Origin of the sequence: Exiguobacterium sp. UBA6282 (genome assembly GCF_002440475.1) — a bacterium.
Lineage (GTDB): Bacteria > Bacillota > Bacilli > Exiguobacteriales > Exiguobacteriaceae > Exiguobacterium_A.
Genome location: NZ_DJUM01000055.1, coordinates 20,922 through 34,447 on the forward strand (window position 1 = coordinate 20,922; position 13,526 = coordinate 34,447).

General features: G+C 46.7%; 15 protein-coding genes and 1 riboswitch (1 of these 16 only partly in view). Of the genes, 6 read left to right on the forward strand and 9 right to left on the reverse strand.

The window, feature by feature from the left end:
* The 4 genes from B2751_RS14655 to B2751_RS14670 all read right to left on the reverse strand — a co-directional run.
* A protein-coding gene (locus B2751_RS14655; RefSeq protein WP_290775459.1) for an ATP-grasp domain-containing protein crosses the window boundary here: on the reverse strand, positions 1 to 742 show its 5' portion. 152 nt of this gene lie to the left of the window's left edge; only the first 742 of its 894 coding nucleotides appear in the window; the start codon lies at positions 740 to 742; its stop codon lies off the left edge, out of view.
* Complete coding sequence (locus tag B2751_RS14660; RefSeq protein WP_035411862.1) at positions 739 to 1,797, reverse strand: LLM class flavin-dependent oxidoreductase; 1,059 nt, start codon at positions 1,795 to 1,797, stop codon at positions 739 to 741. Before B2751_RS14660 ends, B2751_RS14655 begins: the two co-directional genes overlap by 4 nt.
* Before the next feature lie 74 nt (positions 1,798 to 1,871).
* A riboswitch (SAM riboswitch) is annotated at positions 1,872 to 1,974 on the reverse strand.
* Positions 1,975 to 2,083: 109 nt separating this feature from the next.
* A complete protein-coding gene (locus tag B2751_RS14665) occupies positions 2,084 to 2,722 on the reverse strand; it encodes a DUF975 family protein (protein ID WP_290775462.1) in 639 nt (212 codons plus the stop codon).
* 193 nt (positions 2,723 to 2,915) lie between these two features.
* Positions 2,916 to 3,701, reverse strand: a complete 786-nt coding sequence (locus B2751_RS14670; RefSeq protein WP_290756039.1) for a DUF817 domain-containing protein — start codon at positions 3,699 to 3,701, stop codon at positions 2,916 to 2,918.
* Positions 3,702 to 3,854: 153 nt separating this feature from the next.
* Here B2751_RS14670 and B2751_RS14675 point away from each other — a divergent pair, with 153 nt between their 5' ends.
* From B2751_RS14675 to B2751_RS14690, 4 genes are all read left to right on the forward strand, one after another.
* The gene (locus B2751_RS14675) at positions 3,855 to 4,520 is read left to right on the forward strand and encodes a YczE/YyaS/YitT family protein (RefSeq protein WP_035411857.1); all 666 of its coding nucleotides are present in this window, start codon (positions 3,855 to 3,857) and stop codon (positions 4,518 to 4,520) included.
* A 154-nt stretch (positions 4,521 to 4,674) separates the two neighbouring features.
* A complete protein-coding gene (locus B2751_RS14680) occupies positions 4,675 to 5,130 on the forward strand; it encodes a MarR family winged helix-turn-helix transcriptional regulator (RefSeq protein WP_035411854.1) in 456 nt (151 codons plus the stop codon).
* Position 5,131: 1 nt separating this feature from the next.
* Entirely contained in the window at positions 5,132 to 5,767 is a 636-nt protein-coding gene (locus B2751_RS14685; RefSeq protein ID WP_290775464.1) for a nitroreductase family protein, read from the forward strand.
* Positions 5,768 to 5,843: 76 nt separating this feature from the next.
* The gene (locus B2751_RS14690) at positions 5,844 to 7,160 is read left to right on the forward strand and encodes an NAD(FAD)-utilizing dehydrogenase (RefSeq protein ID WP_290775466.1); all 1,317 of its coding nucleotides are present in this window, start codon (positions 5,844 to 5,846) and stop codon (positions 7,158 to 7,160) included.
* A 21-nt stretch (positions 7,161 to 7,181) separates the two neighbouring features.
* On the opposite strand, the gene B2751_RS14695 is transcribed toward B2751_RS14690, so the two are convergent.
* The 5 genes from B2751_RS14695 to B2751_RS14715 all read right to left on the reverse strand — a co-directional run bounded on the left by B2751_RS14695 (position 7,182) and on the right by B2751_RS14715 (position 12,236).
* Positions 7,182 to 8,618 carry a DEAD/DEAH box helicase gene (locus B2751_RS14695; protein WP_290775468.1) on the reverse strand — a complete coding sequence of 479 codons (1,437 nt, stop codon included), beginning with the start codon at positions 8,616 to 8,618 and terminating at the stop codon, positions 7,182 to 7,184.
* 63 nt (positions 8,619 to 8,681) lie between these two features.
* A complete protein-coding gene (gene rlmN / locus B2751_RS14700; RefSeq protein ID WP_290775470.1) occupies positions 8,682 to 9,755 on the reverse strand; it encodes a 23S rRNA (adenine(2503)-C(2))-methyltransferase RlmN in 1,074 nt (357 codons plus the stop codon).
* Between the two features lie 124 nt (positions 9,756 to 9,879).
* Positions 9,880 to 10,683 carry an ABC transporter permease subunit gene (locus B2751_RS14705; protein WP_290775485.1) on the reverse strand — a complete coding sequence of 268 codons (804 nt, stop codon included), beginning with the start codon at positions 10,681 to 10,683 and terminating at the stop codon, positions 9,880 to 9,882.
* The gene (locus B2751_RS14710; protein WP_035411840.1) at positions 10,683 to 11,564 is read right to left on the reverse strand and encodes an ABC transporter ATP-binding protein; all 882 of its coding nucleotides are present in this window, start codon (positions 11,562 to 11,564) and stop codon (positions 10,683 to 10,685) included. The genes B2751_RS14705 and B2751_RS14710 overlap by 1 nt, the downstream gene beginning before the upstream one ends.
* 12 nt (positions 11,565 to 11,576) lie before the next feature.
* Positions 11,577 to 12,236, reverse strand: a complete 660-nt coding sequence (locus B2751_RS14715; protein WP_081780430.1) for a methyltransferase — start codon at positions 12,234 to 12,236, stop codon at positions 11,577 to 11,579.
* 86 nt (positions 12,237 to 12,322) lie between these two features.
* Here B2751_RS14715 and B2751_RS14720 point away from each other — a divergent pair, with 86 nt between their 5' ends.
* Complete coding sequence (locus B2751_RS14720; RefSeq protein ID WP_035411837.1) at positions 12,323 to 12,646, forward strand: heme oxygenase; 324 nt, start codon at positions 12,323 to 12,325, stop codon at positions 12,644 to 12,646.
* 122 nt (positions 12,647 to 12,768) lie between these two features.
* The gene (locus B2751_RS14725; RefSeq protein ID WP_035411835.1) at positions 12,769 to 13,506 is read left to right on the forward strand and encodes a hypothetical protein; all 738 of its coding nucleotides are present in this window, start codon (positions 12,769 to 12,771) and stop codon (positions 13,504 to 13,506) included.
* The last annotated feature ends 20 nt before the right edge of the window (positions 13,507 to 13,526 follow it).

Below are 13,526 nucleotides of genomic sequence, written 5' to 3' on the forward strand. Positions count from 1 at the left end.
CAATGATTGGATCATCGAAGCCTTCAACGATTTGGAACTTCATCGGTGTTTGCGGCGCTTCTTCACCAACTGGGCAAAACAAGTCATCAATCACACACGCATCAGCTGGGCAAAGTTCGAATCCTTCCGACGTATCGACTCGGACCGCATAGACGAATTTTCCACCCACGAACTCACACCGCGTGATGTACGGTTCTGGTGCTTGGATGTACTCTTGAATCAACGTGATGCCATCGACTGGTTCGTCGAATGTCGAACCATCGAGATAAGCTTCAAGTGCTTCAATCGAATGGAATAACTGGACGCCGAGACCTTTCCCGGCACGGTTATGTTTCGTGATGAATGACGAAACACCGATTTCTTTTGCTGCTTGTACGATTTGATCACGTCCGACAGCAGCTGTTGTCTTTGGTACACGAATCCCAGCCTTACGCAATGCCGTGTATTGATTGACTTTGCTGACTTCAAGACGGAGCGCACGCGTTCCGTTAAAGACAGTCCGGTCATGCTCTTCTAACCAAGCGAGGACCCCTTCCGTCAACTCTGGCGCATAACGATGCCCCCGCGTATGCGAAGACGCACTCATACGACTGTAAAAGACACCTTCTGGCGGCAGTTCATCTAACGGTACGATTCCTTCATTCAAGTGCCACTGCTCGTACGGCAACTTGAGTTCTTCGAGACGTTTGATGAGATGATCCGTCCATTCTTGGTTTTCGTGGAGAATATGAATTTTTGTCATGATTGTTGACCTACCTTTCGTTTCGCTTCGACCAGTGGCATTACGTCACGGGCAAAGCGTTCCATTTCTTCGAGTTGTGGTGAGAATTGTAACAAGAGCAACGTGACACCAACGGCTTCGAACGCTAGAATCCGTTCGGCAATCTGTTCTGGTGTTCCGATCAAGTTCGGTCGCAGACCACGGTTCGAGACGGAATAATCATTTCGCTCGACCTGTTGTTCGAGTTGCGATTTACTGATGAAATCTTGATAACCGGCATAACCGGCGCTGTCTTCCTTGACGTCCGTGATGCGTTGCCACTCAAGAAGCGCTTCTTCTTCCGTATCCCGGCAAATGATGTAGGCAGCAAGACCGAAGCTCTCAAGCGGTGCGTGTCCCGTCGCTTCCCGGCGTATTTTCATGTCATTGATTTTATGAGCTACTTCTTCAACAGTGCCTCCATGCATGACGTAGGCATCACAATGTTCGACGATCGTCCGTTTTCCGGCTTCACTCTCTCCACCAGCGTAGAGCTTAATTCCCGGACGCTGGACGGGTTTCGGATGGAGTTCTGCCTGTTCGATCGTGTAGTGATTGCCGGAGAAGCTGTACGGTGACGCATCTGCCCATAGTCCTTTCATGACCGTGACGAACTCTTCCGTCCGGGCATAGCGTTCATCATGTGCAGTAAAAATACCGTTGTATTGTTTTGCTTCTTCTGCCCACCAGGCCGAGACGACATTGAGCGTAAATCGTCCTCCACTCAACTGATCGATGTTTGCCGCCATCTTCGCCGTCGTCGCCGGATTATGGAACCCGGGACGAACCGCTGTCATGATTTCAAGACGTTCTGTTGTTGCAGCAATCGCCGCTGCCGTTGTCCATGCCTCAAGACTCGGTTCCTTGATGCCTTTGATATCGTTCAAGTTCAATTCCGCAATTAACGTCGTCGAGAAGCCGATGCGTTCAGCTGTTTGTGCGACTTGTTTCGCATAATCGAATGTCGCTGGCATCTGTTCATCCTCGACGTTACGTAACCATCCCCCAAAAATCGGTAACCAAAAACCATACTCCACTCCATCGTCCCCCTTATCATAAAAAAACGCTCTTTTCGAAGTTCGAAAAGAGCGACGGTATCTTGTCCTGTCCGCTCTTATCTTCAGAAGGTATTCCTTCCTGGAAGTAGCACCTTCCGCCATAGCGGGGTTGCTGAAGTGTCTTCGGGCCAGTCCCTCGACTTCTCTAGATAAGATGTGTTGCATTCATCGTACAGAATTCATTGAACTAAAGCAACCATTAAACCGTCTTTTCCTATCGGATTTATTCCAAAGAAAAATCCCGACGTAGTGTCGGGATTCGGAATTAGTATGGTGCGACGAAATCTGATGTTTGCTCTGGCGCCTGCTCCCCACGAATACGATCGTAGAATTTGGCAAGCGTGACACTGAAGTATGGTCCGACCCATAGGACAGCAAGACCAAGCGTAACGATAACAAGCAACGCCCAACCGATAAACGATAAGAAGAGCAAGAATGCTTCCATCTTGTGTCCATCCATGAGTTGCCGTGAGCGTGTAATTGCCTCGAGAATACCGATTGACGGCTCATCCCGAAGGATGTAGTACGTCAACAAGTAAGAGAATGACTTGATGATACCAGGGATGATTAAGAGTAACGTCCAGAGCGCGATAAAGATGAATTGAACAATGGCCAGCCCCACCACTTTCAGGAACATACCATATGGCTCAAACAAATCCGTCACTTTCGTTTCTTCGCCACGAGCAATCGACATGGCAATCCATGTCCAACCGACTCCTACTGGAATCAATAAAATCGACACCAATAATACAACGAGATCTATACTACTAGACGGCTCATCGATATCCGATCCAAATAAATTAGGAACACCCTGAATAATACTAAACAGCAGAAAAGCTAGGACTGCAAATCCCCAACGACCGCTGAGCGACTCCTTCGCTGCTTTCTTTAATTGAGATGACATGAGTAAGGTCCTCCTTGAAAAATAAGTTCTCACCTTACTCTACGGCTTAAAACTTCTAATGTTTCACTCTTTTTTCAATAATTTCCCGTCTCGTTGCTGGTTGAGCCAAGCACGCTCAAGTTGTCGTCCACATGTTAGAACGAACGTTGAACATCGAAGCGCTCCATCACAAACCAAATGTCATGTTTTTTATCTATGTACGCTGATATATCTCCACAGCCGGATCCCGTTGCTTGTATTTCGCGACGATGACGATCAGGACCGTGATGATCACAAGCAGGAACCAAGAAGACAACTTTCCGAGATCAACGACTTCCCATCCTCTTTCCTGATGTGGATAGACCCACCCTTTAAAGAACGTCACGATATTCTCAGCAATCCAAATAAAGAACGCGATCAGTAAAAAAGACAGGACGAGCGGCATCCGGTAGATCGTCTGCTCGATCGTAAAATGAACCCATGACTTATAGAAGACAAGGACGACGAGGACCATCAATAGCCAGCGTGCATCGAAGATCCAGTGGTGGGTGAAGAAGTTGAGATAGACGAGACTGCCTACGCTGATCGCAAGCCAAGGTGGTGGGAATGCTGTGAAGCGTAAATGAAATCTTCGGAACGCTTGACAGACATAACTTGCGACACTTGCATACATGAATCCTGCATACAAGGGAACACCAGCCACTTTCGTTAGAGCCTGTTCCGGATAACTCCAAGACCCAACGTTCACTTTGAACAGTTCAAGTGCTAGACCAATCACGTGAAAGAGTAAGATCAGTTTGAACTCTTCCAGCGTTTCATAACGCGTGACAAGTAAGACGATTTGGACGAGAAGACACCATAGCAACAGGAGATCGTATCGAGCGATCGGTTCAGCAGGAAGATAACGTGAAAGAGCAAGCGCTGCGAAAATCATGACGGGAAAGACGCAACAGACGGCTTCTATGTATGTAAAACGAATCAGGTGTCGGATCGCTTTCATCCTGTCATCTCCTTTTTTCTTCAGTATACGTTTCTCTTTCGACCTTCCCCTCCTTCTTAAGATGGAAAAAACGGAAAATTTCGTCTTTCTTCTTCTACTTTCCTCATGATACAGTTAACGAATCAATTATTTTTAAGAAATGAGGTGTTAGACATGACGCGTCATCGTGCTTCCTGGTTATTACGCGCTACGTTAAAGTGGGGACTCTTCCTACTCGGTTTATTTTTACTCGCTCTCGGCTCATCGATGATGATCACTGCTGAACTCGGTGTCTCGACGTGGGATGTATTGCATCTCGGTCTCCAAAAGAAAACACCACTGTCCGTCGGAACGATTATTTTGCTCGTTGGTCTATTACTCGTGTTCGTTAAGTACACATTAGACCGCGTCACACCACAAATTGGAACACTCGTCAACGCGATTTTCGTCGGTGTCTTCATGAATCTTGTCCTTAATTCTCATCTCTTACCCTCTTTTGAGTCGATTTGGTTGAATACGATCTGGTTGATTTTCGGCATCTTCATCATCGGCATGGGGGCAGGTCTTTATGTTGCTGTCGGATATGGAGCCGGTCCACGCGATGGGTTGACGCTGACACTTGCAGAGCGATTTGGAACGTCGATTCGTCTGATGCGGACGATCATGGAGGTCACGGCATGCGGCATTGGCTGGTTGCTCGGTGGTCCTGTTTTCTTCGGTACAATCCTCTCGATTTTCTTAATCGGACCATTCCTACAATTTTGGTTGTTCTATTTCCGTCGGATCATTGCAGCGATCGATGCAAAAGGAATTCCAGCGTCTAAACGCCAAATTAGCTAAGTCGCCTGACTCGATATCATTCCGCGTGAATGATATCTCTTTTTATGTTAAAAGCAAATAAGTTGCGTCATCAAATTAAACACGTTATATTCGTTTACATATCAATCTTTGATACGTCAAAGGTTTCTTCGAACGAAGGGAAGGATGTGATGGATTGAGTATCTCCTGCACTGAAAAAGGACGGTTGATCTATGCACTCGTTTCTGTCAATAAGACGATTGCTCAAAAATTTGATCTCTGTACGGATGGTTTTAGTCAGACTCGAATGGATCTACTCGCTCAACTACAAGTCGATCAAACGATTAGCCAAAAAGAGTTACAAAAACGCGTTAATGTGGATCATGCGGCAGTGACCCGTCATCTCAAGCACCTGGAATCGACCGGGATGATTGCTCGCGAGCGTTCAGCTGCTGACAATCGGGTGATTCTTGTTTCTTTAACGGAACAAGGGGCGACGCGCATCGCTCAATTACGCGAACAAAAAGATGAGTTTCTCGAGGATCTACTCGAAGGATTCTCTGCTGAAGAACAACGGACGTTAGCTGAGATGATTCAGCGCATCGAAGCAAACGCTGACGCATTACCTAAACTAAAAGAGGAGTCGATTTAATATGGCAACGCAAACTCAAACAGACTTCATGGAAATCGTTAAAGGACGTCGCTCGATTCGTAACTACGACACGAACGTAAAAATTTCAAAAGAAGAAATGACACAAATCCTTGAAGAAGCAACACTTGCACCTTCTTCTGTCAACATGCAACCATGGCGTTTCCTCGTCATCGATAGCGAAGAAGGAAAAGCAACACTTGCACCACTCGCGAAATTCAACCAAGTCCAAGTCGAGACATCTTCTGCTGTCATCGCTGTCTTCGGTGACATGAACGCAGTCGATCAACTCGAAAACATCTACGACACAGCTGTTGCGAAAGGGCTCATGCCACAAGAAGTACGCGATCGCCAAGTACCTGCGATCCAAGGCATGTACAGCAGTATCTCAGCAAACGATTTGAAAGATAGCATCTTGATCGACTCAGGTCTCGTTTCGATGCAATTGATGCTCGTCGCTCGTGCGCACGGATATGATACGAACCCAATCGGTGGTTACGAGAAAGATCAAATCGCAGAAGCATTCGGTCTTGAAAAAGAGCGTTACCTCCCAGTCATGTTGCTTTCAATCGGTAAAGCAGTAGATGCAGGATACCCATCGGTTCGTCTACCAATCGCTGACATCGCAGAATGGAAATAAGCGATCTCACTCAGTCCGGATTCCTTTTATAGGAATCCGGCTTTTTTGTATACTCAGAGAAAAGGAGGCGTCTGTAATGTATGATGTGACGATTATCGGAGCCGGTGTAGCGGGAATCTTCCTTGCTCATCAGCTCGTTGAAGATGGGCAATGCGTCTTACTGCTCGATGCCGGAAAACCAATCCGCAAGCGAACAGTAGAAGATGCGTATCTTGGATTTGCAGGGCTTGGAAAATCAGAAGGAAAATTCAATTATGCGATGGGATTCGGCGGAGAACTCGTCTCAAAAATCGGTGAAGAGACGACACGACGACTGTTCCAAGAAGTCGATAATCTTTTATGTACATACGGTGCCGATATGATCGAGACCTACTCGACGCATTCACCTGCTGTCGCAATTCGCGCCCGTCGTGCTGGTCTCCATACGGTCGAGACAACAGTGCGCCATTTAGGCACAGCACGGACAGTTGGCGTCTTCACGGCGTTTGAGGATGCTTTATTGCCACGACTCGATGCTCGTTTCGAAACGACGATCGAACAGATCACGAAGTCGGAGGCGTTTACGATTAAAACAGCGGACGAAACCTTCGTAAGTCGACGGATCGTGTTCGCGACAGGTCGTTCCGGTGCAGACTTTACGTTGCAACAGTTAGCGACGCTTGGTGTCATCCCACAGCGGACCCGACTTGATCTCGGAGTGCGGGTCGAGACGGATGAGGCACTATTTCGAACATTACTACAGGAGACGTTCGAGACAAAGCTCGGTTACGACTCACCTTATGGTAAAGCCGTCACCTATTGCATGAATCCATGCGGACGGATCATCCGCAAATATCAAGAAGGACTCGTCATGCCGGACGGTCAAAACGTCCATGAGACGGCAGATGGATCAACGAATTTGAACTTTACACTGTTTCTCCCGCGTTATTTTTCGACGTTAGCACAAGCCAATGCATACGCCACACGCGTTATCGGAGGAATCAATCAAGGACAGGATCGCATCGTTGTCCAGCGCCTCAGTGACTTTCGAAAATCGCGAGCGACAACAACGGATCAATTGCTTCATAACGGAATCATCCCTTCGCTAGCTGCTTCCCCTGGAGATTTACACGCGGAAGTACCTGTGGAAGACCTCCTCGTCTTAGAAGGTTTTTTAAAACGCCTCGAGCGACTCCTTGAGACGGAACTTCCAGCAGATACGTTACTTTATGGACTAGATGGTAAGTTTTACGCACCGATGCTTGAGACGTCAGAAACATTTGAGACGACATGCTCCGGTGTCTATGCGATCGGTGATTGCTCTGGTGCAACGCACTCTCTTGCCCAAGCAGCCGCTAGCGGACTTCATCTCGGACATGCTTTGACGCAAACAAGCCGGTCCCTCTTCGCCTAAGCGGAGATGGACCGGCTTGTTTTACTTCTTGAATGCTTCATACACCTTCAATTGTTTCCCTTTGACTTTCGTCGTCTTCATCGCTCGTAAGACAAGCGGACCTTTGCCGTTCAGGATATCGACATACGTCAACGTATCCTGAATCGAGATAATCCCGATATCGTCTGCTGTGACGCCTTCAATCTTCGCGATCGTTCCAACGAAGTCGACGGCACGAAGTTTCTTTTTCTTTCCGCCGTTAAAGAACAACTTCATGATGTCGGCATCAAGCTGTTCCGTTTTCGACGAACGCGTATCTGCCGTCGCCATTTTCTCTTCGAACGCATCCGCTGTCCGCATCAAGTCCTTTTCCGTCGGTGCTTGGCGGCGTGTCAGCTTCCCGTGATATTGCTCGATTTCCTTCAGGCGACGTTCGTCTGCTGGTGTGACAAGACTAATTGCTTGTCCAGTTGCTCCTGCACGACCCGTCCGACCGGTCCGGTGAACGTAGCTTTCTCGTTCGACAGGGAGATCATACTGGATGACATGCGTGATGTTCTCGATATCGATACCGCGTGCTGCGACGTCTGTTGCAACGAGAATCCGGAATTTACCGGCACGGAACGCCTTCATCGCATCAAGTCGATCGTCTTGTTCCATTCCTCCGTGAATCGCTTCAACCGGATACTCATGTGCACGGAGACCATTTGCAACGAAATCGACATGTTCTTTCGTCCGACAGAAAATCATACAGCGATCCGGGTTTTCAGCGACGAGGACATCTTTTAGAATCGCGAATTTCGTCTTATCCGTCACCGGAATATAACTATGCGTAATCGTTGAGACGACGGTTTCACCCACTTCGATTCGTTTCGGTGCATCCATGTAACGATTGCTCAACTGTGCGATATCTTCCGGGAAGGTCGCAGAGAATAAGAGTGTCATCCGATCTTTTGGTAACTCGGACAAGATGGCGTCGACTTGATCGAGGAAGCCCATATTCAGCATTTCATCGGCTTCATCCAAGACGACGTAACGGATTTTCTCAAGCGATAGCGTGCCCCGCTCGATATGATCGCGTACACGTCCCGGTGTACCGACGACGACGTGTGTCTTTTGTTTGAGTTCCGTGACTTGTCCACGGAACGGTTGCTTGCCGAAGACGGCCGTCGCTTTGATCCGCTTATAGCGTCCGATGTTCATGATGTCTTCTTTGACCTGCAAGGCAAGCTCACGTGTTGGCGTCAAGACTAAGACTTGTGGTTTGTTTTCTTCCCACTCGACGAGTTCACAAAGGGGGATTGCGAAGGAAGCCGTCTTCCCACTTCCTGTCCGTGATTTGACGATGACGTCTTTTCCGGATAATACGACGGGAATGACCGATTGCTGGACTTCGGTTGGTGCCGTGTATCCGAGTTGCTCGATCGAGTCGAGAATCGGTGTGCTTAAGTTAAAATCATTGAATCGTATACGTGTCATAGGATGTCCTCATTTCTTATCGTAAAAAAAGCTTCCCACCGAAACGATGAGAAGCCCAACGAATTATTTGGATGCTACTTTATCTTTTTTGATTTGCTTACTACGTAATTGACCACACGCAGCATCGATATCTGTTCCGTGCTCAAGACGAACACCCCAGTTCAAGCCGTTCTTCTTCAACGTATCGTAGAACGTCGTGATATCTTCAGACGTACTGCGTTGATATTGACCGTGCTCATCGACTGGGTTGTACGGAATCAAGTTGACATACGTCAGGTGACGTTTGTCTTCAAACAATTTCGCGAGTTCGACCGCGTGTTCCTTTTGGTCGTTGACGCCACGAAGCAAGATATACTCGATCGTGATTTTACGGTTCGTTGTTTGAACGTAATAATCGATTGCTGGCATCAATTTCTCAAGCGGAATCGCCCGGTTGATTTTCATGATTTGCGTACGCAATTCATTGTTTGGTGCGTGAAGCGAGATAGCTAAGTTGACTTGGAGTTTTAAGTCAGCGAACTTGTAGATCTTGTCTGCCAAACCACTTGTTGAAACCGTGATGTGACGCGCACCGATTGCAAGACCATTGTGGTCCTTGATGACGTTCAAGAAGTCGACCATGTTGTCGAAGTTATCGAACGGTTCACCGATACCCATGACGACGACGTGGCTGACACGTTCTTCGTTTCCGACTGCATCGAGGTGATGTTGAACGTTCATGATCTGCTCAACGATTTCGCCTGCTGACAAGTCGCGGCTCTTCTTGATGAGACCACTTGCACAGAAGCTACAGCCGATGTTACAGCCAACCTGTGTCGTAACACAGACAGAAAGACCGTATTTATGACGCATCAAAACCGTTTCGATCAAGTTGCCATCATATAATTTGAAGAGGAACTTGATTGTTCCGTCCGCTGATTCTTGCTTGACCGCTTCTGTCATCGAGTCAATCGTAAAACTCTGATCTAACAACTCAAGGCAATCCTTGTTGACATTCGTCATTTCCGCGAAAGTCGTGACACGTTTACGGTAGAGCCAATCCCATACTTGTTTGGCACGGAATGGTTTGTGCCCTTGATTCGATAACCATTCTGTCATCTGCTCAAGCGTTAATCCATAAATGGATGGTTTATTCATTTCAAAAGACCTCATTTCTTTTTCCAGAACTACAACATTCCTTTATCTTAGTAAAAATCAGCGCGTGACGCAACGTTCAAATCCTAAATGTTCAGTTTCTGTAAATTTTTTTCGTCACTTTCGATCAAATCGACAGACTTCGACGCCCGAATTGAACGAATGCTCCAGTCAAGAAAATGAGAAATAGGACGAATAGGATGACCGAATGGAGCAGAAAATGATTCGTTCCTTCTAGTAATTGCGTCGTATTGAATAAGGAGAAGACGGATAGATAACGGAGCCACTCTGTCTTGTCACTCAGTTCAGACAGAATCGTCAAGACGATCGATAGGATGAGTACACTACCAGCAAGCGAAAAAGCACGTCGTTCTTCATCGAATAACGTCGCAATGAATAACGTAAATGTACCAATTGCAAAGAGTAACATTAGCGCATTGAGTTGAATTCGCCATAATACCATAGTATCGATCGTAATTCCGCTCATCCACCAATCCGCTACCATCAATACGAGACCGTTCAGCGTGACGAGAAGAAGACTAGCGAGTCCGATGACGCTTGCAACTGCTAACGTATAGTCATTTCGTGTGATCGGTGCCGCTAGGTAGACGATCAATTCTCCATTGTCGATTGGTCGCGCGACGAGTCGTGCTGCTAGCGAGAGTAAAAATAGACTCGCGATGACTTGGAAGATCAATCCGTAATAATTCCCACCGAGCAGATCAAGCACATTATTGAATCCTGTCACCTTATCGTATTGAAAGGCTTTCAAGACTTCCGGAGGTAACGCTTCTAGCTTTGCTTCTAGTAAACCTGTCTTCATCATCGATGGATAAAGCAACGCAAGCATCAACAAATAAAGACTCGTTCCAATCGAATAAGCAAGAACAGGCTTTCTGACTTGCTTGAATAAAGAGCGGATTAGCAACATCACGATGGTTCCTCCTCGCCGTAATAATGCAAAAAGACCTGTTCTAGATCATCCGCCGATTGTCGGATCAATCGCACATCATACTGCGTTAAATAAGCAATCACCTGGTTTAAGGTTAACGTCTCATCCGTTTGAAAACTGACTTCTGTCCGCTTCGGTTCAACGCCGACTTGCCTCGCGAATTGCGCCGCCTCCGTCTCACTTTGAAAAACGATCGTGTACACCTTTCGACTCGATCGAATCAACGCATGAATATCGGATTCGACGATGATGCGGCCCGCTTTGATTAAAGCGGCTCGATCACACGACTTTTCCATCTCTGGAAAGTGATGCGAACTCATCAAGATCGCTTTTCCCGCTTGTTTCTCCTGTTCAATCCACTCTAAAAAACGCTCTTGCATCAAGGGATCAAGTCCACTTGTCGGCTCATCGAGTAGGTAGACCGGCGCATCCTTCATGAAACAACCGACAAGTGCCAGTTTTTGTTTCATTCCTTTTGACATCTTTCGGATTTTTGTCTTCGTCTCAAAGGGAAACCGTTTCAACAACAATTGCCGCCGTGCCGGATCGCTGCCGTGTAGTCGCTGCATCAAATCCAGCATGTCTGCTCCTGTCATCTCTCCAGGCAGACTAATTTCACCCGGTAAATAACCGACCAACTGCTTTACTTCTTTACTTTGATTCCAGCAATCAAAACCGCCGACGGTTGCTTTTCCATCGTCCGCAGCCAATAGTCCCATTAAATGCCGGAGCGTCGTTGATTTTCCGGATCCATTTGGTCCGATAAAACCGAATATCATACCCGGCTCAACCGTAAAACTGACATCGAATATCCCGCGTCCCGGCGCAAATTCCTTCGTCACATGCTCCAAACGGATCATCATCCGACCTCCTCATCCTTTATTTCGCTCATCACTGTATTCATACCCGTTTTGAAGCAGTTTGTTCGGATCAAAACGATAGATGACGAATCGCTCGTCGTGATTTTTGTCATAAAGATCCTGCAATCGAATCTCATCAACTTGATCAAATACGGTATGGCGCTCTAGATATTCCCGGTATTCATCAGTTGGGTAATACAAAATGAGATCAACTGAACGCGAGGAGCGCTCGACTGAATCTAGGATGTGATCGACTATTTTCATGAAAATTTGCGAAGAGAATGGATTGAAAAAATAAAACTTGTTTGCCTCATCCGGAATGACGTACTGCTCGGCATACGCCTGTTCAAATCGTAAACCTCCGGAACGCCGCTTCCGTCGACTTTGGTAGTTCCCCATATTCCGGATCGCGTCTTCGTAAAATTGTCCGTTCATCTCGATTCCGATGACGGAGCAGTCAAAACGGTCGTGTAAGTAAAAGTTCAAGCGCCCTTTCCCACATCCGAAGTCAATGACAGTATCCTGTTTTTGAAACAAATACGTTTCGCACAGTTCGTCTAATGCTGCATAGGGCGTTGGTTCATATCGATTGTAGTGACTGAACACACTATAAAGATGTTGCATCTCAATGGTCTCAATTCGTAGTCGTTGATCGTATTCCTGTTCATTCATCGTTTGTTCCTTCTTTCCGGCATTCTTTCCTTCATCGTACTATACTGAAGAAGTACATTATTCGTTTTTTGAAAGGGGATTTCATAATGATCGTCGTTACGAACCGTATTAAAGTCAAAAAAGGAATGGCTGCTGCCCTCGCTCCTCGTTTTACACGTCCAAGTGGACTTGATACGATGGATGGATTCATCCGCGTCGAGGTCTTGTTGACACAAAACATCGAAGAACATGATGAGATGAACGTCAACATGTACTGGGAAGATATGAAGAGTTTCCAAGCATGGCGGGAAAGTGACGATTTCAAAGCGTCCCATAGTCGACCGGCGAATAGTGAAGCGGGAGAATCGCCAATGCTCGGTAGCGAGATTCTGACGTACGAAGTCGCTTCGGTCAAAGAACGCGCGCAATAAACTAAAAAGGACTCGTCTTGAGTCCTTTTTGTGTGCCCATATCAAAATAGTGAAAGGGTGTATTTGTCTCAAATGGTATTATTTGTTATTATAGTGCCAATACAGAGAGAAGAGGACCTTTCATGAATTCGTTAACTATATTTGAACAAGTCATTCGTAGCTTACCTGACGATCGTACGTTACGACGTGATGAATTATGGACGGATGATTTTTTATTGCAACAGGAGAATAATCTAACCGTCTATTATTCTCCGATCGGTGAATATATCAATACTGAGGCTAAAGTCGTCATCGTCGGGATCACACCTGGCTTTGAACAGATGCGAATCGCCTTTGAGGAAGCGACGGATGCGCTCCATCATGGTGCTTCGCTAGAAGAGACGGCACGGCTCGTCAAATATACAGCCAGTTTTGCTGGAACGATGCGACGTAATCTCGTCCAGATGTTAGATGCACTTGAGCTTCCAGCATTGCTTGGAATCGAGACGACGGCTAGCTTATTTCATCAACATCAGGAATTATTACATCCGACGTCACTGTTAAAGCAACCCGTCTTCTATCGGGAAAAAAATTATTCGGGGCATCAACCGAAGATCAGTCGCAGTCCTTTATTGAGACATTATGCGGAGGAACACTTCGTCGCTGAAATCAATCAGCTACGAAAACCGACACTGTTGATTCCACTTGGTCGTGTCGTCGAAGCACAAGTCCGTAGTTTGATTCATGATGGACGAATCGAACAGCATCAGCTTCTTTCAGGCTTCCCTCATCCATCTGGTGCGAATGGTCATCGGAAAAAACAGTTTGAAGAGAATCAACCGTACTTAATGAAACAGCTCATTCAGCATTTTGCGGAGTAGCTCATTCTTTTTTTGAAAAA